Origin of the sequence: Halanaerobium salsuginis, assembly GCF_900114545.1 — a bacterium.
Classification (GTDB): Bacteria; Bacillota; Halanaerobiia; order Halanaerobiales; family Halanaerobiaceae; genus Halanaerobium; species Halanaerobium salsuginis.
In genome coordinates, this window is the sequence record NZ_FOTI01000026.1 from 17,081 (window position 1) to 39,288 (window position 22,208).

Consider the following 22,208-nt stretch of genomic DNA (forward strand, 5'->3'; position numbering starts at 1 on the left):
AAATTAAAGAAGTTATAAGGAGGAGAAAAATTGAAGAAAAAATTAGCTGTTTTATTTTTAATTAATATTTTAATTTTTGCTTTTTCAGGTCTGACTGCTGCTCAAAGTGGTGATCAAGTAACTCTAACTGTCTGGTGTTGGGATCCTTCCTTTAATATTTATGCGATGGAAGAAGCGGCTAAGCTTTATCGTGATATTAATCCAGATGTAACTATTAAGGTGGAAGAGACTGCCTGGGAAGATATTCAAACTAGACTAACAACTGCTTTAAGTGCTAATCAGGCTGCTACTTTACCTGATATTATTTTAATGCAGGATAATGCTTTAATAAAAAATGTTTCTACTTTTCCAGATGCTTTTTATGATTTAACAAATTCAGCAATAGATTTCTCCAAATTTGCTGATTATAAAATTGCTTTAACTACTCACAATGGGAAAAATTATGGAGTACCTTTTGATAATGGAGCAGCTATTAATGCAATGCGAGTTGATGTCTTAGAAGAAGCAGGTTATACAATTGATGATTTTACTGATATAACCTGGCAGGAATTTATCGAAAAAGGTGCAGATGTACGTAAAAAAACTGGTAAACCTCTTCTTTCTGTAATTGCAGGTCAGCCAGATTTATTAATGGTTATGCTGCAGAGTGCTGGTACCTGGTTATTTAATGATGCTGGAGAAGTCAATATTGCTAATAATGATGTTTTAAAAGAAATTGTAGATATTTATGTAGAATTAGTTGATAAAGGAATAATGGTACAGGTTAATGACTGGGATCAATATATTAGTTCATTTAATAGTGGCACAGTTGCAGGAACAATCAATGGCTGCTGGATTATTGGATCGATAGTTCCTCAAAAATCTCAGGCAGGTGACTGGAGAATTACCAATATTCCTCGCCTTGCTAGTGTCGATGGATCAGTAAATTATAGTAATCAGGGTGGTTCTAGTTGGATGGTAATGGCTAATTCTAAACACCCACAAATTGCGGCAGATTTTCTAAATAAAACTTTTGCTGGTAGTATAGAATTATACGAAACTATTCTGCCTTCTTCTGGTGCTCTGGCAACCTATTTACCAGCTGGAGATAGTGAAGTTTATAATATGCCACAGCCGTTTTTTGGTGGACAGAAAATTTACTCAGAAATTACAGATTATGCTGCTCAAGTACCACAGGTTAATTATGGTGTCTATAACTATGAAGCCCGGGATGCAGTTGGGGCAGCAATTACCAAAATTATTAACGGTCAAGATGTAGATAAAGCACTTCAGGAAGCAGAAGAAACAGTTAAATTCTTAATGTGGTAATAAGAAAAATATTAGTTTAAGAGCTGCAGCTGTAGCTCTTAAACTAATAAATTTATGATTAAAGAGGTGAGTAGATCATGCCCAAAATAAATTTTTTTAAAAAAAACAGCCATTCTAAATCTAGGCAAAAACAAAAAATAGGAATTTCCCGCAAACAAAATCTAATTGGCTGGGCTTTTATTATTCCAGGTGCAATTTTAATTTTTTTATTTTATTTTTACCCAATTGGTAAGTCCTTTTTTTTATCTCTTCAAGGTGGAGCAGGTTTAAATTTAAGATTTGCTGGTTTAGCAAATTATAAGAGATTAATATCTGACAGCTTATTTACCCAATCTTTGTTCAATGTATGTATTTATTTATTAATTCAAGTTCCAATTATGATCACTCTAGCTTTAATTTTAGCAGGTTTACTAAATGATCAACAGATAAAATTTAGATCTTTTTTTAGAACAGCAATATTTTTGCCCTGTGCAACTTCACTTGTCTCATATGCAATCATTTTTCGCTCTATGTTTGCACTAGATGGTTTTGTAAATACAATTTTATTAAATTTAAATTTGATAGCTAATCCAATCAACTGGATTGGCCAACCGTGGACTGCTAGATTGCTAATTGTACTTGGCTTAACCTGGCGCTGGACAGGCTATAATATGATTTTTTATTTAGCTGGTTTACAAAATATTGATCCAGCTATCTACGAAGCTGCTAAAATTGATGGGGCCTCAGCTTTTGATCGTTTAACTAAAATAACTATTCCTATGTTAAAACCAATTATTTTATTAACAACTATTATGTCTACAAATGGTACTTTGCAGATTTTTGATGAAACTAAAAATTTGACCAATGGTGGGCCCGCTAATGCGACCCTCTCTGTTTCACAATATATTTATCGACTTTCTTTTGAATATGTACCCCGTTTTGGTTATGCGGCAGCAATTGCCTTTGTTGTTTTTATTTTAGTTGCTGTTTTAGCAATGCTACAGGTCAAAGTAGGTGATAAGCGATGAAGATAAGCAAATTTAAATTAGCTCTTTATGGTAAATATTTATTTTTAATTATTATTTCTTTTTTATCCATTTTTCCGCTTTTCTGGATGTTTGTTTCAGCCACTAATGCAAGTGTTGATGTTTTAGCTGGTACACTATTACCTGGTGTTCAGTTAAAAGAAAATTTAACTAAATTACTGGCTAACACAAACTTACTTAGAGCACTCTGGAATTCATTTAAGTACGCAGCTGCAGCTACTATTTTAAGCTTATTTGTTTCTTCCCTAGCTGGTTATGGCTTTGAAATCTATCATGATAAAGGAAAAGATATTTTGATGAATATTTTGCTTTTATCAATGATGGTTCCTTTTGCAGTAATTATGGTACCACTTTATATGATGTTTGGTAATGCAAATCTGCTCAATTCAACAGCAGGTTTTGTTCTACCAACAATTTCTACTGCTTTTTTGATTTTTCTTTTTCGCCAGAGTAGTCGTAATTTCCCCCGGGAAATTATTGAGGCAGCTCGTCTGGAAGGGTTAACAGAATTTGGTATCTTTTTTAGGATGTATATTCCAGTCATGAAATCTACTTATGCAGCAGCTGCTGTTATTACTTTTATGAATGCCTGGAATAATTATCTCTGGCCTTTAATTATTATGCAGAAACCAGAGGCTCAAACAATGCCGTTATTAATTTCTAATTTAACTTCTGGTTATGTTATTGATTATGGGGTTTTAATGTTGGCAGTTGCAATTAGTGTAATTCCAACTATACTAATTTTTCTTGCATTACAGAAAAATTTTGCAGAAGGAATTGTTGGTTCAGCTAAATAGGTATAGGTATTTAGTTGATTAATAAGACAAATATTAGAAAAATATTATTTATTCTATTAGCAAAATATTTTAAAAAATGAGGAGGAATTTATAAAACATGAAAAAATTTAAGCTCTTTAATCAGCAGGTTGATTATCTGCTCCATGGAGCAGACTATAATCCTGATCAGTGGCTGCATAGTCCAGAAATTCTTGCTCAGGATATTGAATTGATGAAAAAAGCTAACTGCAATGTTGTTAGTCTTGGTATTTTTGCCTGGGCTGCTTTAGAGCCGTTTGAAGGTGAATTTAAATTCGACTGGCTTGATCAAGTAATTAATAATCTGGCTAGTAATGGTATTAAAATTATACTTGCAACTCCCAGTGGAGCTAGACCAGATTGGCTGGCAGCTAAATATCCAGAAGTTTTAAGGGTTAATGCTGATCGCAGTAAAAATTTGTTTGGCGAAAGGCATAACCACTGTTATACATCACCAGTTTATCGTCAGAAAGTAGCAATTATTAATCATAAATTGGCTGAAAGATATGCAAGTAATCCAGCAGTAATTATGTGGCATGTTTCAAATGAATATGGTGGAGAATGCCACTGTGAATTATGTCAGAGAGAATTTAGAACCTGGTTAAAAAATAAATATGGTGATTTAGAAACTTTAAATCAAGCCTGGTGGTCCACATTCTGGAGTCATAATTATTCAGACTGGGAAAATATTGAATCTCCTGCTCCACAAGGTATGCAGTCCAGCCATGGTTTAACACTTGATTGGAAAAGATTTGTGACTCAGCAGACTCTTGATTTTTACAAAAATGAAATTAAACCTTTAAGAGAGCTGAATCCAGATATTCCAGTAACAACAAATTTTATGTACAGATATGATGGACTTGATTATTCAAAATTTGCAGATGAGGTTGATGTTATTTCCTGGGATAGTTATCCAAGCTGGCATAGTGATCATGAAAGCGATAGTTATAGAGGTGCAGATGTAGCTTTTATGCACGATTATTTTAGATCGTTAAAAGATGGAAAGCCATTTTTATTGATGGAAAGTACTCCCAGTAAAACTAACTGGCAGCCGGTTGCAAAACTTAAAAGGCCCGGCATGCATCAGCTTTCTTCCCTCCAGGCAGTGGCTCATGGTTCAGATTCAGTGCAGTATTTCCAGTGGCGTAAGGGAAGAGGCGGTTTTGAAAAATTTCATGGCGCAGTAGTTGACCATGTTGGTCATGAAAATACGAGGGTTTTTAAAGATGTTAAAGACTTAGGAGCAGATCTAAAAAAACTGAATAAAATTGTAGGTACTACAGTTGAGTCAGAAGTTGCAGTTATTTTTGATACTGAAAATCGCTGGGCAATTAATGAGGCTTCAGGGCCAAGACAGGAAAAAAGAAATTATGTAGAAAGTTGTGTCAAACATTATCAGGCTTTCTGGGAAAAAGGTATTTCCGTAGATGTAATAGATCAGACAAAAGATTTTTCAAAGTATAAAATAGTTGTGGCTCCTATGTTATATATGCTTAAAGATGGTACTGCAGAACGTTTAAAGAACTTTGTTAAAAATGGTGGTACAGTAGTAAGTACTTACTGGACTGGTATAGTTAATGAAACAGATCTCTGTTTTACAGGGGGATTTCCAGGTCAGCTTAAAGATCTTTTTGGGATTTGGTCAGAAGAGCTTGACGTTTTATATGATGATGATAGAAATAAAATTACTTTTAAATCAGCCAATGAACTTGATATTACAGGAGAATATGAAGCTAGAGTATTTTGCGATTTGATTCATTTGCAAAAAGCAACAGCTTTAGCAGAATATAAATCTGATTTTTATGCTGGGAGACCGGCTTTAACTGTTAACAACTATGGAGCTGGAAAAGCTTATTATATTGCTTCTCGTAATCAAAAAGAATTTCTAGCTGATTTTTATGAGAGTCTAAGTAAAAAATTGGCACTCAAGAAAAATCTAGACCTTAAATTACCAGCTGGTTTAACAGCAACAACTAGAACTGATGGTCAAAACGAATATATTTTTGTTATGAACTTTAGTGAAAAAAAACAACAGCTTAATTTAAAAGAAGAATATTTAGAATTACTAAGCGGAAGGAAAGTTAAACAGCTTAATTTTGAAGCTTACAGCAGCTTTGTTTTAAAAAATTGAAATTTAGTTAATCATTAATAACTAAAGTAATTAGATTTATACTTTTAATGAAAAAGAGAGTAATTATAATTAAAAAGCTTAAAAACTCCCCTCTAGTCTAGCCTGATCTTAAATAAGTTTAGAAGAAGGGGAGTTTATTTTTAGTATTGACAATATTTACTTTTAAATCACCTGTAAGCCAGCTGTTTCAAATTGATCAATAATTTTGATATCTGCTTTACTATCAGTTATTAATTTATTTATGTTAGAGAAATCAACAAATTTTGCCAGAGCTATCTGATCTAATTTACTATGGTCAGTCAGTAAAATAACTTCTTCAGCCTGTTTAATCATGTTTTCTTTTACTTCAATTTCTAGTTCATTAGAATCTGTTGCTCCTTGATCAATAGAGATTCCTTTGCAAGATGCAAAAATTTTATCTGCAAAATATTTTTTGACAGTTTCATTAGCTAATGGACCGACAAAAGAAAAAGAATTATCTCTTAGAATACCACCAGTTGCAATTACAGTTACATTTTGACAATCAATAAGTTCGAGCATAACTTTAATTGAATTAGTAATTATTGTTAAATGATTAATATTGCTTAATTCGCGGGCCAGGTACATTGAGGTTGTACTTGCATCAAGAAAAATTGTTTCTCCTTCCTTAACTAAATTAACAGCTTTTTTAGCAATTTCTATTTTGGATTTTTTTAATTTATTTTCTCTTACACTAAAGCTTAGTTCTGCTTTACTATTTGTTTCTAGAGCAACTGCTCCTCCATGAGTACGGCTCAATAAACTCCTATCATCAAGAATATCAAGATCTCGTCGAATAGTTTCTTCGGTAACATTTAATTCTTTACTTAAATTCGAAACATGAACAGTCCCCTGACTGTTAATTTTTTCCAGGATAATCTGTCTTCTTTCTTCTGCCAGCATTTAATTCACTTCCCCTATTTATTTTTTATTTAATTTATTATTTCAATAATTAATAATCAGCTGAATTTTTTTACGTATTATTGATAAATAGAAAACTTATAATTAAGTAAGATAATTAATTTAAGCATTAATTATAGTTATTTTAAAATTTAAATGATCAAATAATACATTAATTTTAACATATTTCATTTTCTATATCAATTTCATAACTGAATAAGACAATAAAAAACAAAATTTAATTAGCAAATAAAGTTTGACTTTTTTTATTATATATACTAAAATAAAAATATAACAAAATTAAACCAAAAAAACAAAGAAAGACTGGGCCTGGTTTTTGCTAAGTGGGGTAGGCAGTTTTATTTTATTTTTAAGTTTAATTTTTGCAAAATTTAATCTAATTAAAATATATTTAATACTTTATTTTTAAGTTTAATAATTTTATTAAGTCAATTTTTTCAATTAGAAAAGATAAACTAACTTTAAGAGGAGGATTGCTGTGCAGAGTAGAGCTTTAGCAGTTGATATAGGGGCCTCAAGTGGTAGATTGATTTCGGGTTTATTAAAAGAAAATATTTTAGAATTATCAGAAATACATAGGTTTGATAATCAAATTATAAAAAAAGAGGATGCAGCTGGCTTAAAAGAGGATTGCTGGGACTTAGCTAAATTATATCGAGAAATTTTAGTTGGTTTAGAAAAAAGCAAAGCTAATTCAGTTGCAGCAGAGAGTATTGGAATTGATACCTGGGCAGTAGACTTTGTTTTACTTGATCAAAAAGAAGAAATAGTTGGTCAGCCTGTTGCTTATCGTTCTGCCAGAACTAATGGGCAGATGGAAAAAGTTTTTAAGCTAATTCCACAGGCAGATCTTTATCAGAAGACAGGTATTCAGTTCTTACAAATTAACACTATTTATCAGCTTGCTGTTTTAAAAGAAAAATTTCCTGAACAATTAGCAAAAGCAGTTAGTTTTTTAATGATTCCAGATTATTTTAACTATTTATTAACTGGACAGAAAACAAATGAATATACAAATGCAAGTACAACCCAACTGATTAATGTAAAAAGTAAAACTTGGGATCAGGAAATTTTAAATAAATTAGGAATTAAAAAGTCTATTTTTGAGGAACCTATTGCAGCTGGTAAAAGTCTGGGTAAACTTAAAGCCAAATTAAGACAGAAGCTAGAATTGGCTGAACTGCAGGTAATTGCGCCTGCAACTCATGATACAGGATCTGCTATTGCAGCAGTACCGACAAATTCTAAAGATTATGCTTATATAAGTTCTGGCACCTGGTCCTTAATGGGGATTGAAACTGACTCAGCAATATGCAGTGAAAATGCTTTGAAATATAATTTTACCAATGAAGGTGGAGTTTATGGAACCAATCGATTTTTGAAAAATATTATGGGATTGTGGTTAATTCAAGAAGTTAAAAAAGAATTAAACAATAAATATAGCTTTGCTGAATTAGTAAGTCTAGCTAAAAAAACACCTGCTTTTCGTTCTTTAATTAATCCCAATGATAATAGTTTTTTAAATCCCCCCAGTATGATTCAGGCAATTCAAGAATATTGTAGTAATAGTCAGCAGCCTGTTCCGGAACAGCCAGGTGAACTGGCTAGATGTATTTTTGAAAGTCTTGCCTGTCAGTATAAGCAAGTTTTATTAGAATTAAATGAAGTAGCTGATCAAAAAATAACTAAGCTACATATAATTGGTGGTGGTGTTCAGAATGAGTTTTTAAATCAATTAACAGCTAATATCACTGGGCTTGAAGTTTATGCTGGACCAATTGAAGCAACAGCAATTGGTAATCTAATAGTGCAGTATATTACACTTGGTCGACTTAGCTCACTGGCAGAAGCGAGAGAAATAGTTAGTAATTCATTTACAATTAAACATTATCAACCTGCTGATTTATCTGGAAATAATGCAGCAGGCTGGCAGAAATTTTTAACATTACAAATTTAAGTGGAGGGAAAAAAGATGAATCAAGCAGTTGATAAAATTAAAGCTGATTATCAGTCAGCTAAAAAACAGTATGCAAAATTAGGTGTAGATACAGAAGCCGCTCTGGCAGAGCTTAGTCAAATTTCAATTTCTATGCACTGCTGGCAGGGAGATGATGTAATTGGTTTTGAGGGAAACACAGAGCTTTCTGGTGGGATTCAGGCTACTGGAAATTATCCTGGTCGAGCTAGAACACCTGAAGAACTAATGGCTGACATTGATCAAGCTTTAAGCTTAATACCAGGCCAGCATCGTTTAAATTTACATGCTAGCTATGCAATTTTTAATGATGATAATCAGGTGGATCGTAATCAACTTAAACCAGAACATTTTAAGGCCTGGGTCGATTTTGCTAAAACAAGAGGTTTAGGCATAGATTTTAATCCAACCTTTTTTTCGCATCCTAAAGCAGCTGAAGCTACTTTATCAAGTCAGGATGAAGATATCCGTAAATTTTGGATTGAGCATGGTCAATGTTGCTTGCGGATTGCAGAATATTTTGCCGAAGAATTGGACTCAGCCTGTACAGTAAATATCTGGATCCCAGATGGTTTAAAAGATGTACCTGCTGATCGAACAGCTCCCCGGGCCAGACTGAAGGATTCTTTAGATCAAATAATTGCAATCCCTTACGATAAAGATAAAGTTAATGTAGCAGTAGAATCTAAAGTGTTTGGAATTGGATTAGAAAGCTATACAGTTGGTTCACATGAATTTTATATGAATTATGCTGCTCAAAACAATCTATTATGTTTATTAGATAATGGGCATTATCACCCGACAGAATCTGTAGCTGATAAGATTTCAGCAATGCTATTATTTTATGATAAAGTAGCACTTCATGTAACAAGACCAGTACGTTGGGATAGTGATCATGTAGTTCTATACGATGATCGGACAAAAGAAATTGCTAAAGAAATAATCAGAAATGGATCAGATAGGGTAATTTTAGGTCTTGATTTTTTTGATGCTAGTATTAATCGTATTTCCGCCTGGGTAGTTGGTATGCGAAATATGCAAAAGGCATTACTTAATGCTCTCTTATTACCAGCAGATAAATTAGCAAAATTACAGGATAAAAAAGAATTTACTAAATTAATGATGCTGCAGGAAGAATTGAAATTGTATCCAGTAGGGGCTGTCTGGAACTACTTCTGTCAGCAAAATAAGGTTCCTGAACAAGAATACTGGTTTAAAGAAATAGAGCAATATGAAAAAGAGATTTTAAGCAAACGCCAGTAGTGGCTGGAAAGAGGTGAATGTAATAAATGAAAGTATTAGCTGCAGAATTTATGCAGAATTTTATTAGGATGGCAAATGATGGTTGGGAATTAGGCTGGCATGAACGTAATGGAGGTAATCTGAGTTATAGAATAAAAGCAGCAGAAATTGAAACAATAGCAAGTAATCTAGATAAAAATACTCCCTGGCTAGAAATTGGTACAGCTGCGCCGGAATTGGCAGGCGAATATTTTTTAGTAACAGGTAGTGGAAAATATTTTAGGAATATTATTCTTGATCCAGAGTCTACTCTAGCTATAATAGAAATAGATAAAAGTGGAGAAAAGTATCGAATTTGTTGGGGGTTAAAAGATAATGGCCGTCCCACAAGTGAACTTCCTTCCCATTTGATGAATCATGAAGTTAAAAAAATTGCCAGCTCCGGTAAATATAGAATTATTTATCATGCCCATGCTCCAAATGTAATTGCTCTTACCTTTGTTTTACCTCTGGAAGACAGGGTTTTTACCAGAGAATTATGGGAAATGGCTACAGAATGTCCTGTTGTTTTTCCAGATGGTATTGGGGTAGTTAGCTGGATGGTTCCTGGCGGTCGTGAGATAGCAGTTGTGACTAGTAAATTAATGGAAAAATATGATGTTGCTATCTGGGCTCATCATGGTATTTTTTGTGCTGGTGAAGATTTTGATTCCACTTTTGGTTTAATGCATACAGTAGAGAAATCAGCGCAAATCTTAGTTAAAACGCTTTCAATTAGTCCCGATAAGTTACAAACTATTACAGCTCAAAATTTTAGAGATCTTGCTAAAAGTTTTGAGGTCGAACTGCCAGAAGAGTTTTTATATGAAAAATAAGTTTATTTTTAAATTTAATTTATACTAATAAAAGTGGTGACAGCTGATCTAAATATTTAGATCAGCTGCTGTTAAGAGAAAAATTAACTGTATTTTGGCAAAATTTAAACATGAGGAGGAAAAAAAATGCAGCGTTATGGGTTTAAATTATTTTTAAAAGATGAAGCTACAGTTCCAGAATATAAAAAAAGACATACAGAAATCTGGCCTGAAATGATAGAAGTTTTAGATAAAGCAGGCATCAAAAATTATTCAATTTGGAATTCAGGCAAAGTTTTATTTGGTTATTATGAATGTGAAGATAAAGTATATGCTGATCAGTTTCAGGCTGAAAGTAAAGTTGTTGCTAAATGGAATCATTATATGCAGGATCTGCTCGTAAGTGAGAAAGATGATTCAGGTAGACTGGTGCCTGTAATTGAAACAATGGAGCTGATGTTTTATAAGAAATAATGATTTGAAATATTTAAGAATATTATGATATAAAGCATTAGGAATTTATTGCAAAGAATATAATTATACTAATATGGAGGATACATATATGAAAAAAACAAAAAAAGGAAGAATAGGTTTATATACTGTAGGCCATCCTCATTACTGGGATCAGTTTGAAGGACTCCAAGATAGGTTGCTAGAGTATGCTAGTTTTATTGAAAAAAAAATGTCACAGTGGGGTGAAATATATAATTATGGTATGGTTGATACAGAAAAAAGGGCTAAAGCAGCAGGGGAATGGTTTAATACAAAAAATGTAGATCTTTTATTTTGTTATTCTGCTACTTATGCAATGAGTGGTTCTCATATTGCTATTCCACAGATAACTGGAGTACCTGTAATTGTTTTAAATTTACAACCAACAGCAAGAATAAATTATAAAGAAACAACAACGGGGGAGTGGTTAGCACATTGTGGAGCTTGTTCAGTTCCAGAAATTTCTAATGCATATCAGCGTTGTGGAATTGAATTTAGAGCTGTAAATGGGTTACTTGGTCTTGATTATACTCCAGAAATATCTAAAACTGATGAGAATACAAGTAATTATCCTGATGCAATTGCTGCTTGGAAAGAAATTGAAGAATGGATAAAAGCAGCTACTGTAAAAAGAAATTTGCAATCAGCAAAAATGGGTTTTTTAGGACATACATATCCAGGGATGCTTGATATGTATAGTGATTTTACAATGATTACTTCAGAAACTGGAATGCATGTTGAAGTTCTGGAAATGTGTGATCTGGATCGATTATTTGAAACAATACAAGAAGATGAAATAAAAGAAAAATTGGAAGAAATTAAAAAAATGTTTATTTTAAGTGAAGATTCGACAGCTGATCCTCTTGCTAAAAAACCAACAGAAAAACAATTAGACTGGTCTGCAAGAGTTGCAATTGCTCAGGATAAGTTGGTAGATGAGTTTGAGCTGGATGCTTTGACATATTATTATCGCGGAGCAGAAGGTAATAAATATGAACATCTTCAGTCTGGTTTCATAGTAGGAAATTCTTTACTTACTGCTAGGGGAATTCCCTGTGCCGGTGAAGGAGATATGAAAACTGCTCTAGCTATGAAAATTGCTGATACACTTGAATTAGGAGGAAGTTTTTGTGAAATAGTAGTTACAGATTTTAAAGATCAAACTATATTATTAGGACATGATGGTCCTTTTCATATTGGAATAGCTTCTCAAAAGCCAGTTTTAAGAGGTATGGGACTTTATCATGGTAAATGGGGAACAGGTGTTTCGGTAGAAGCAAAAGTAAAAAAAGGTCCTATTACTACTTTAGGAGTTACACAGACAGCTGGGGGAAGTTTAAAAATGATAATTAGTGAAGGTATGGCAACTGATGGTCCTGTGATGGAAATTGGTAATACAATGACTCCCGTAAAATTTGATATTTCACCAAAAAAATATATGGATAGGTGGTTTAAGTCTGGTCCGACTCATCATTTTGCAATGTCAATTGGTCATAATAAATCTCAGTTTAAAAAAATTGCTAAACTTCTGGATATTGATTATGAGATAATTTAGAAAATTATATTAATATTAGAATATACTTAAAAATTAATACTATTAGTTTAGTAATAATAAAATAAGTAATATTATAATTAAATTACTTTTAAAATATGAATTTATTTATAATTATTGTTTTGAAAATAGTTTTAATATTTTTAATTTACTTATTGGACGAATAGTCTAAAAGGAGAGATAATGATGTCCAAATATATACTCGAACTGAAGAATATAACTAAAACTTTTCCAGGAGTTAAAGCTCTAGATAATGTAAATTTTCAATTAAAATCCGGAGAAATTCATGCACTTATGGGTGAAAATGGTGCTGGTAAATCTACTTTTATAAAAGTAATAACTGGAGTACATCAGCCAGATCAAGGAGAAATTTTTTTAAAAGGTAAAAAAGTAAATATTAAAGATCCGAACGATTCAAAAAAACTTGGTATAGCAGCTATTTATCAACATGCAACGAGTTATCCTCATTTAAGCGTAACTGAAAATATTTTTATGGGTCATGAAAAAATAGATATAAAAACTAAACGGATTCTCTGGGAAGATATGCATCAATCAGCAGAAAAATTTTTGAAAGAATTGGGGGCAGAATTTGATCCTAAAAGGCGAATGAGTACTTTAAGTGTAGCTCAACAGCAGATAGTTGAAATAGCTAAAGCAATTTCAACTAATGCAGAAATTATAATTATGGATGAACCTACAGCTTCATTAACTAAAACAGAAAGTGAAGATCTTTATAGAATTACTGAAAAGCTGCAGGAAATTGGCACCTCAATAATTTTCATTTCTCACCGTTTTGAAGATATGTATAGGTTGGCAGGGAGAGTTACAGTATTTAGAGATTCTAAATATATTGGTACCTGGGGAGTTAATGAAGTCTCTAATCAAGATCTAATTAAAGCAATGGTTGGTCGAGAAATTACTCAGATGTTTCCGAGCAAGAATGCAGAAATTAGTGAAGAAATATTTAGAGTAGAAAAGTTGAGCAGAAAAGGATATTTTAAAGATATTTCCTTTACTTTGCATAGTGGTGAAATACTTGCCATAACAGGATTAGTTGGTGCAGGCCGTACTGAATTATGCCAGTCTTTATTTGGAATTGAAAGATATGATAGTGGTAAGTTATATTTTGAAGGTAATGAAGTAGAGATTAAAGAGGTTCAAGCTGCAATGAAACTTGGTATTGGTTATTTACCTGAAGATAGACAGGAACAGGGATTAATTCTGGATTGGGAACTTGATAAAAATATTTCTTTAACATCTTTAGATAAAATTTCACAATATAGTTTTATTGATCGCAAAAAAGAAAAATCAATGGCTAAAAGATTAGCAGAACTAGTTAATGTAAAAGCACGCTCAATTTTTAATTTAGCTAAAGAGCTTTCAGGAGGTAATCAGCAAAAAATAGTTGTAGCAAAATTATTAACTTCTGATTTGAAAGTTATAATTCTTGATGAACCAACTAAAGGGGTTGATGTAGGAGCAAAATCAGCAATTTTTAAAATAATGGCTGATCTAGCAGCTCAAGGTTATGCAATTATTATGGTTTCTTCAGAAATGCCAGAAGTATTAGGTATGGGAGATAGAATTTTAGTAATGAGAAATGGAGAAATCACTAAAGAAATGGCTGTTGAAGAGGCAAGTCAAGAAAAAATACTGGCAGCAGCGATGCAGGAAAAAATATAATAAACTATATAACTAGAGGTGAATATATATGTCTGAAAAAAGCTCTAAAAATAAGATTAGTTTAGAACGAATCCAACAAATTAGAGAGTTTAGTTTGATTGGTTTTATAATTGTTCTTTCAATATTTGTACAATTTCGTAATAGTAATTTTTTAACAATGTCAAACATTGATGACCTTTTGACAAATACAGCTATACTTTCAATTTTAGCTGTAGGAATGATGATGGTAATAATTACTCGAGGAATTGATCTTTCTATAGGTGCTACTCTTGCCTTATCAGGTATGGTAACTTCAATGACTGTATCTAATTATCCATCACTTCATCCATTAGTAGCATTATTAATTGGTATATTTATTGGGTTAATTAGTGGTGCAATAATTGGTCTTTTAGTTGCGAAGTTTAATATCTTACCTATAATTGCTACTCTTGGGATGATGAATGTTTTTAGGGGAATAACTTTTCTAATTAGTGGTGGCAAATGGGTTAGTGCTTATCAGATGTCAGATAGTTTTAAAGCTATTTCAACTGGGAGTATTCTGGGAATTAATAATTTAATTTTAATTGCGATTATTATTTATCTAGTTTTTTATTATTTTATCAATTATACTAGAACCGGTCGTAAAATATATGCTGTAGGTAGTAGTCCGGAATCAGCAAAAATTAGTGGAATTAATGTTGATCGTATTACCTGGCTCGTTTATTCAATTATGGGAGGATTAGCAGGTTTATCAGGGGTTTTATGGGTTTCCAAGTTTGCTTCTGCGCAGAGTAATACTGCTTCTGGTTACGAGATGAATGTTATAGCTGCTTGTGTAATTGGTGGAGTAAGTATTGCTGGTGGGGAAGGTAAAGTTACGGGATTAATTTCTGGGGTTTTACTTTATGGTATTTTAGAAAATGCCCTACCAATGATTAATGTTTCTCCTTTCTGGCAGAATGCAATTCAGGGAGCTGTAATTCTAATTGCAGTATTGGTAAGTGCTTTAATTAAAAGAAGAATTGGAAGCTCTAATAAAATAAGGAGGGAAGATTAGATTATGGTAAATAATTCTAACAATGGAATCACTTTAAATAGAGAAATAAAATCAGAAAAAGAATTTAGTTTAAAAAAATTCTTTTTTCAATGGGAATGGTTGCTATTTTTAATTTTTATAGCTATTCATATTATAAACTCCCAACTATCCCCCTATTATTTAAACACCTATACTTTACTTGATGCAACGATGACTTTTCTGGATAAAGCTTTTATTGCTCTTTCTATGACTTTTGTTATTATTTTTGGGGATATTGATATTTCTGTAGGATCAACTATTGCACTTGCTTCTGTAATTATGGCAGTTTTATATAATGCAGGTTTACCTATGCCATTAGCTATACTTGTTTGTCTTTTAGTTGGAGTTATTGCTGGTTTTATTAATGGCATTTTAATTGTTAAGTTCAAAGAGTTATCAGCCGTAATTGTTACTTTATCAACAATGATTTTATATCGAGGAATTGCCTACATTATTTTAGAAAATCAGGCTTCAGGTGGATTTCCGATGTGGTTTAATTTTCTTGGTTGGGGATATATTAAAACTATAATTCCCTTTATTTTAGTTGCCTTTATAATAGCAGCTGTAATATTTTATGTTTTATTACATAAAACAACTTTTGGTCGAAAAGTTTATGCGATTGGAAATAATGATGTAGCCAGTTTATTTTCTGGAGTTAAAGTAGATAAAATAAAAATTATTGTTTTTACTTTAAATGGTTTAATGGCGGCTATAGCAGCCTTGTTTTTAACTTCAAAAATGGGCAGTACCAGACCTAATATAGCATCAGGTTATGAATTAGATGTAATTGCTATGGTTGTTTTAGGTGGAGTGAGTACTTCAGGTGGAAAGGGTCGGATGATTGGAGTCTTACTTTCAATTTTTATTATAGGTTTTTTACGTTATGGACTTGGTTTAGTAAATGTACCAGATCAGGTAATTCTAATTGTAATTGGTATTCTGCTAATTTTTTCAGTTATGCTGTCAAATTTAAAGTTATTTAGTAATAAATCTTAAAGAATATTATTAAATAACTTATTTATAAATTTTATATCGGAATATTTTTGATCCGATATAATTTAATATATTAATAATCTACTAAGGAGGAATTTATTTATGAAAAAGTTTTTGATTAGTTTTATGGTTTTAGTAAGTATTTTTATGCTGGTGGGAAATGTTACTGCTCAAGAAGGAAAGTATGCTATAATTGTTAAAAATGCTGGTAATCCTTATAATGAAAAAGAAATGGATGGCTTTGAAAAAGCAATTAATGAAATTGGCGGTGAAGTAATACTTAAAGCCCCAGCTGAGCCAACTGCTGAATCACAAATTATTATGATTGAACAGCTAATTACTCAACATGTTGATGCAATAGCTATTGCTGGTAATGATCCTGATGCTTTACAACCAGCTTTAAAGAAAGCAATGAGCAGGGGAATTAAAGTTTTATCACTGGATTCTGCTGTTAATGCACAGAGTAGAATGGTTCATATTAATCAGGCTGATCCAGAGCAAATTGGTCGAGTTCAGATTCAGGCAATTTCAGAAATGATTGGTGGTTCAGGTCAAATTGCAGTTTTAAGTGCTACTTCTCAAGCAGCAAATCAAAACACCTGGATTGAATGGATGAAAAAAGAACTAGAAAAACCAGAATATGATCAAATAGAATTAGTCAAAGTTGCTTATGGTGATGACTTAAGAGATAAAAGTGTCTCAGAAACAGAAGCGCTGCTTAAGTCATATCCTGATTTAAAAGGTATTATAGCCCCAACAACAGTGGCAATTGCAGCTGCTGGAAAAGTACTTACAGATAGAGGTTTACAGGGAGAAATAGAATTAACTGGTTTAGGTCTTCCTAGTGAAATGGCCGAATATATTAAAAATGGTGTTTGTGATTGGATGTATCTCTGGAATCCAATTGATGTTGGTTATTTAGCTGGCTATGCTGCAGAAGCTTTAGTGACTGAAAAAATAACTGGAAATCCTGGTGAAACATTTGAAGCTGGTAGACTTGGTTCAAAAGAAGTAATTCAGGCTGGTGATGGAACTGAAATTATGCTGGGAGCTCCTTTTAGATTTGATAAAGAAAACATTGATCAGTGGAAAGATGTCTATTAAAAGTTTGTTTATCTAAATTTAGATAAACAATTATATAATAATTAGGTTATTAAATCCAGCTCAATTATTGAGCTGGATTTTTTTAATTAAACAATAGTAAAAACTCAGAAAAATATTTTCATATAAACAAAAAATACTTGAAAAAATTTTTCTAAAATGGTAGACTTAAAATAATAAAAGCAAGAATATTATGAACAGAAGGAGGTTAGTAATTTATGGAGAGAGCTAATTTAGTTACAGAATCAGTAAATCAAAATTCAAAGCAGATTGATCAAGTAGAAACAGCTGAAATTATTAGAATAATAAATCAGGAAGATCGTAAAGTTGCCCTGGCAGTTGCTGCAGAAAAAGAAAATATTGCAGCAGCTGTTGATGAAATTACAAATGTTTTAAAAAATGGAGGACGTTTAATTTATATGGGGGCTGGTACCAGTGGCAGACTAGGTATCCTGGATGCCTCAGAATGTCCTCCTACTTATGGTGTGGATCCTGAACTAGTACAAGGTTTGATTGCTGGAGGAGAAGCTGCAATTAAAAGTTCTATCGAAAATGCTGAAGATAGTAGAACAGAAGCAGTTGCAGATTTAAAAGAAATTAATTTTTCTGCTCAAGATATTCTAGTTGGAATTGCAGCAAGTGGAACAACCCCTTATGTAATAGCTGGCTTAAAATTTGCCAGTCAGCTGGGAGCTTCAACAGTCGCATTAAGCTGTAATCCTGAATCCCAAATAGCTCAACAGGCAAATATTTCGATTTCTCCTATTGTCGGCCCGGAGGTCATTACTGGTTCAACCAGAATGAAAGCTGGTACAGCACAAAAAATGGTTTTAAATATGTTAACAACTGCTGCAATGATAAAGTTGGGAAAAGTTTATCAAAATTATATGGTAGATCTACAGGTAAAGAATAAGAAGTTGGCCGAAAGAGCTAAAAATATGGTAGTAACTTTAACAAAAGCAGATTACAAAACAGCAGAAAAATATCTAACAAAAACTGATTATAATGTAAAGTTAACAATCATGATGTTAAAGACAGGACTTAAGCAAGTAGAGGCAGAAGCTGAACTTGCTAAATTTGAAGGACGGTTGGCAGAAGCAATTGCAAATAATTAAAATAAAGATAAGTTTTAGCTGCTATTTACTTAATAAAACTGAGGAGGAGTATTATGAGTAATGAAAAATTAGTTAAAGAGATTATTGAAAAAATAGGCGGCACTAAAAATATTATTAATGCTTCAAATTGTATGACCAGATTAAGAATTGATTTAAAAAACTATGATAAAGTAGATTTGCCAGGTTTAAAAGCAGTAGATGGAGTAATGGGAGTAGTTGAAGATGAGACAATTCAGATAGTTGTCGGACCTGGTACAGCTAAAAAATGTCTTGATATACTAAAAAGTAAGTATTTAAGTGATTCGAAAATGGCAGTAAATGATGATTGGCAGAAAAACAAAGCTGCTATTAAAGGAAAGCAAAAAGAAAGCAAATTAAAAAGAGGTTTAAAAACAATTGGCAAGATATTTATTCCACTAATTCCTGCTATTATAGCAGCAGGTATTTTTAATGGATTTGCCGGTTTAATAACTAATTTGCAGGATACAGGCAGCTTACCAATTAATCAATTCTGGAATTTAACTCAGCTTGTACTTTCATTATTGGGAGGTTCATTTCTGGGTTATTTTACAATTTTTACCGGGATCAATGCTGCTAAACAATTTGGTGCTACTGAAGGTCTTGGCGGAATGATTGGTGCCTTAACTGTAATGAGTCAGATAAATAATATTTCACAGTCAATTGGGATGTTTGATACAGCTTCTCCTTTAAATTCCATTCTCCGTTCCGGTAAAGGGGGAATTATTGGAGTCATTATTGGAGTCTATATTTTAGCTATAATTGAAAAAAGAGTTAGAAAATTTGTTCCTGATGTACTTGATTTAATTATAACTCCTGTTGTAACTATGCTGGTTATGGCTTTAGCAATGATCTTTGTGATAATGCCTTTATCAGGTATTATTTCTGATATAGTAGTAGGTGCTTTGACATTACTTGTTGCTTCTGAAAATCCAGTAGTAAGTGTAATTTCTGGTTATGTTTTATCAGCTGTTTTTTTACCGATGGTTTTACTTGGTTTACATCATGGCCTAATTCCAATTTATGCTTTACAGTTAGAAAATATGGGAGGAGTTTCTCTGTTTCCAGTTTTAGCTATGGCAGGTGCAGGTCAGGTAGGAGCATCAATTGCAATTTATTTTAAAGCTCGCAAAACAGGTAATTTGAAATTAAAGCAAATTATTTCTGGGGCACTTCCAGCTGGAATATTAGGAATAGGTGAGCCGCTGATTTATGGTGTTACACTTCCATTAGGAAAACCTTTTATTACTGCTGGACTAGGGGCAGGTTTTGGAGGAGCATATGTAATGCTGCAGCATGTTGTTGCAGGTGCCTGGGGACCATCTGGTATTTCTGCTATTCCTTTAATGCAGCCTGGCTCAATGCTTAATTATTTTCTAGGGCTAGTTATCGCTTATCTGGGCGGATTTATTATTACTCAGATTTTTATTAAAGAACAAGATATTGCCGAATTAGAATAATTTTTTCTCCAGTCTAAAATCTTTTTAGGCTGGAGATTTTAATTAGCTATATCTTATGAATAAAAATAAATTTGGGTCGTTAGAGAGGAGCAAAATAATGTTAGGGATTTCTGTTTATGCAGGACTTGATTTAAATTTAGCTGATAATATTAATTATTTAAAAAGAGCAAGAGAGTTAGGTATAACTGATTTATTCTTTTCCCTTCATATTCCAGAAGTTAGAGCTGATTTTTTGTCAGAAGCAGAAAAATTATTAACTGAAATAAATAAACTTAACTTCCGGGTAACAGCTGATATTTCTAAAAAATATTTTAAGAAATTAAATTTAGCTAAGTTTGAGTTTGCATCTCTCAGACTTGATTTCGGATTTAGTAATGCCGAAATTGCTGATCTCAGTCGTCAAAATAATTATAAAATAACTTTAAATGCCAGTACTATTAATCAGCAGGCTTTAACAGAAATTATTTCTGAAAAAGCTAATTTAAATAATCTTGAAGCTCTTCATAATTATTATCCTCGCCCTGAGACAGGGCTAGGAGCAAAATTGCTGCAACAGAGAACAGAGCTTTTTCATAGCTATGGAATTGAAGTAGCTGCTTTTGTACCAGCAAAGTTTAAACAGCGTCTTCCTCTAAAAGCTGGTCTGCCAACTTTAGAAGCTCATCGTTGCTTATCTCCTTTAGTAGCTGGCCAGGATTTACTTAAATTAGGAATAGATAGAGTTTATATTGGTGATAGTCAAGCCAGTAAATCAGAATTAGCTGATTTTGCTTTAATAAATTCTGAATACACTATTATTCCAATTGAAACTTATCCTGGTTTAAGCCAGATAGAAAAGAATCTTTTAAAAATTCCACATTATAACCGCTATGATCCCGGGGAATATATAATTAGATCAGCAACGGCCAGATCTGCCTGCAGACAGGCAATAGAGCCATTTAACAATAATAAAAAGCGCTTTAAATATGCAGTAACAATAGATAACCAATTTTATCAGCGATATCAGGGTGATCTGCAGATCCTCAAAAAAGATTATCCAGCAGATAAAAAAGTTAATTTAGTTGCAGAAGCAGGAAAAGCAGCTCCACTTATTGAAAAAATAAGTGCAGGGGAAAAATTTAAATTTAAAATTGCAGCTAAAAAAAAGCAAATTACTGATTAATTAAGTGATTTGATAGTAAGGAGTTTAAGCATGAAAGTATTGTTAAAAATTAAAAATATCTATGCTGATCTGACAGCAACTGAAAAGAAAATTGCTGATTATATTTTGGCTAATAGCCAAGAGGCAGCAGAACTTGCTGTAACAGAATTAGCTCAGGCTAGTCAGAGCAGTCCTGCTTCAGTAGTTCGTTTTTGTAAGAAGATAGATTATCAGGGCTTTCAAGATTTTAAGTTTGCTTTAGTTAAAAACCTTAGTGAGTTAGATTCAGCTGATCAACAGCAGATATATGATGATATTGCAGTTGAAGATAGTTTAACTGAAATTATGGATAAACTAGCTCATGATAATATTAGAGTAATTGAAAATACAGTTGAACTGCTTTCAGCAGCAGAGTTAGAAGCAGCAGTTAATGCGCTGCAGACTGCAGAAAATGTTTATATCTTTGGAATTGGTGCTTCCGGCCTAGTTGCTAAAGATTTACAACATAAACTGATGCGAGTAAAGAAAACAGTAATTTATTATTCAGACACTCATGCTCAACTTGCTTCAGCTGCTAACATAGAAGCTGGTGATCTGGCAATTGCTATTTCCTATAGTGGTCAGAGTAGAGAAGTTTATAAAGCTCTGACCACCGCGCAAAAGCGAGGTGCTCAAACAATTTCCATTACTAAATATTCGGCTAATCCTTTAGCTAAAATTAGTCAGATAAAACTTCAGGTGGCTGGTAGTGAAAAAAATTTACGTCTGGGAGCAATAACTTCCCGGATTGCTCAGCTAACAGCTGTTGATATTTTGTTTGTTGCCTATGCTCGTAAAAATTTTGCTCAAATTACTGAATATCTTAAAAATACTAGAGATAGTGTAGAAGAATTCAAATTAAATTAGGTGTTTAATAATTAGAACTCTGTTCATGATCATGAACAGAGTTTTTTTGATTAAAATTTATATTATAAGCGAATTTCATAATACGCTTAATTTAGTTTAATTCAAAAAAATATTGTCTGCGAATCATAAAAATAAGCCTTTTAACTTGAAATAGTAGATTTTAATGATTTACCATAGATTTACTGCTAAATTTAGACGCACTTAGCTTGGGTAACTTAAAATCATGCTTTAAAATGCTTTTTAAGCAGCTAAAACCTGATTTTGCAGTTTGATTTTCTCGGCTGCAATTCTTGCAGCGATCAAACTGATAGAACTTAATAGCAGATGAGTTTTAACTTTTTTAGCTCCCATTACAGTTAAGTTTTCTAAATTAAGATGCTCTTTAAGTCTGGAAAAAGTTCTTT

At 32.4% G+C, this 22,208-nt stretch carries 18 protein-coding genes; 17 read left to right on the top strand and 1 reads right to left on the bottom strand.

Features of this window, described 5'->3' with window-relative positions; genetic code table 11:
- Positions 1-30 precede the first annotated feature (30 nt).
- From BMZ74_RS09035 to BMZ74_RS09050, 4 genes are all read left to right on the top strand, one after another.
- Positions 31-1,308, top strand: coding sequence for an ABC transporter substrate-binding protein (locus BMZ74_RS09035; protein WP_089861920.1), 1,278 nt, complete (start codon positions 31-33; stop codon positions 1,306-1,308).
- A gap of 77 nt (positions 1,309-1,385) precedes the next feature.
- Positions 1,386-2,315 (top strand): carbohydrate ABC transporter permease, encoded by a 930-nt coding sequence (locus BMZ74_RS09040; RefSeq protein ID WP_089861921.1) that lies wholly within the window; start codon positions 1,386-1,388, stop codon positions 2,313-2,315.
- Positions 2,312-3,130 carry a carbohydrate ABC transporter permease gene (locus BMZ74_RS09045; RefSeq protein ID WP_089861922.1) on the top strand — a complete coding sequence of 273 codons (819 nt, stop codon included), beginning with the start codon at positions 2,312-2,314 and terminating at the stop codon, positions 3,128-3,130. The genes BMZ74_RS09040 and BMZ74_RS09045 overlap by 4 nt, the downstream gene beginning before the upstream one ends.
- 97 nt (positions 3,131-3,227) lie before the next feature.
- Positions 3,228-5,279 carry a beta-galactosidase gene (locus BMZ74_RS09050; RefSeq protein ID WP_089861923.1) on the top strand — a complete coding sequence of 684 codons (2,052 nt, stop codon included), beginning with the start codon at positions 3,228-3,230 and terminating at the stop codon, positions 5,277-5,279.
- A 162-nt stretch (positions 5,280-5,441) separates the two neighbouring features.
- On the opposite strand, the gene BMZ74_RS09055 is transcribed toward BMZ74_RS09050, so the two are convergent.
- Entirely contained in the window at positions 5,442-6,200 is a 759-nt protein-coding gene (locus BMZ74_RS09055) for a DeoR/GlpR family DNA-binding transcription regulator (protein WP_089861924.1), read from the bottom strand.
- Positions 6,201-6,696: 496 nt separating this feature from the next.
- Here BMZ74_RS09055 and rhaB point away from each other — a divergent pair, with 496 nt between their 5' ends.
- The 13 genes from rhaB (at position 6,697) to BMZ74_RS09120 (ending at position 21,804) form a co-directional block, all read left to right on the top strand.
- Positions 6,697-8,175, top strand: a complete 1,479-nt coding sequence (gene rhaB, locus BMZ74_RS09060; RefSeq protein WP_089861925.1) for a rhamnulokinase — start codon at positions 6,697-6,699, stop codon at positions 8,173-8,175.
- Positions 8,176-8,190: 15 nt separating this feature from the next.
- Complete coding sequence (locus BMZ74_RS09065) at positions 8,191-9,456, top strand: L-rhamnose isomerase (protein ID WP_089861926.1); 1,266 nt, start codon at positions 8,191-8,193, stop codon at positions 9,454-9,456.
- Between the two features lie 26 nt (positions 9,457-9,482).
- Entirely contained in the window at positions 9,483-10,310 is an 828-nt protein-coding gene (gene rhaD, locus BMZ74_RS09070; RefSeq protein WP_089861927.1) for a rhamnulose-1-phosphate aldolase, read from the top strand.
- 126 nt (positions 10,311-10,436) lie between these two features.
- A complete protein-coding gene (locus BMZ74_RS09075) occupies positions 10,437-10,763 on the top strand; it encodes an L-rhamnose mutarotase (protein WP_089861928.1) in 327 nt (108 codons plus the stop codon).
- An 88-nt stretch (positions 10,764-10,851) separates the two neighbouring features.
- Entirely contained in the window at positions 10,852-12,336 is a 1,485-nt protein-coding gene (locus BMZ74_RS09080; RefSeq protein WP_218142067.1) for an L-fucose/L-arabinose isomerase family protein, read from the top strand.
- Between the two features lie 183 nt (positions 12,337-12,519).
- Complete coding sequence (locus tag BMZ74_RS09085) at positions 12,520-14,016, top strand: sugar ABC transporter ATP-binding protein (protein ID WP_089861930.1); 1,497 nt, start codon at positions 12,520-12,522, stop codon at positions 14,014-14,016.
- 28 nt (positions 14,017-14,044) lie between these two features.
- A complete protein-coding gene (locus tag BMZ74_RS09090; RefSeq protein ID WP_089861931.1) occupies positions 14,045-15,052 on the top strand; it encodes an ABC transporter permease in 1,008 nt (335 codons plus the stop codon).
- A gap of 3 nt (positions 15,053-15,055) precedes the next feature.
- On the top strand, positions 15,056-16,066 hold the full coding sequence (locus BMZ74_RS09095; RefSeq protein ID WP_089861932.1) for an ABC transporter permease: 1,011 nt from the start codon (positions 15,056-15,058) through the stop codon (positions 16,064-16,066).
- Between the two features lie 99 nt (positions 16,067-16,165).
- Positions 16,166-17,167: a rhamnose ABC transporter substrate-binding protein gene (gene rhaS / locus BMZ74_RS09100; protein WP_089861933.1), complete on the top strand. Its 1,002-nt coding sequence runs from the start codon at positions 16,166-16,168 to the stop codon at positions 17,165-17,167.
- A gap of 215 nt (positions 17,168-17,382) precedes the next feature.
- Positions 17,383-18,279 (top strand): N-acetylmuramic acid 6-phosphate etherase, encoded by an 897-nt coding sequence (gene murQ / locus BMZ74_RS09105; protein WP_089861934.1) that lies wholly within the window; start codon positions 17,383-17,385, stop codon positions 18,277-18,279.
- Between the two features lie 53 nt (positions 18,280-18,332).
- A complete protein-coding gene (locus tag BMZ74_RS09110; RefSeq protein ID WP_089861935.1) occupies positions 18,333-19,757 on the top strand; it encodes a PTS transporter subunit EIIC in 1,425 nt (474 codons plus the stop codon).
- A 97-nt stretch (positions 19,758-19,854) separates the two neighbouring features.
- On the top strand, positions 19,855-20,919 hold the full coding sequence (locus tag BMZ74_RS09115) for a MupG family TIM beta-alpha barrel fold protein (RefSeq protein WP_089861936.1): 1,065 nt from the start codon (positions 19,855-19,857) through the stop codon (positions 20,917-20,919).
- Between the two features lie 30 nt (positions 20,920-20,949).
- Entirely contained in the window at positions 20,950-21,804 is an 855-nt protein-coding gene (locus BMZ74_RS09120) for a MurR/RpiR family transcriptional regulator (RefSeq protein ID WP_089861937.1), read from the top strand.
- The last annotated feature ends 404 nt before the right edge of the window (positions 21,805-22,208 follow it).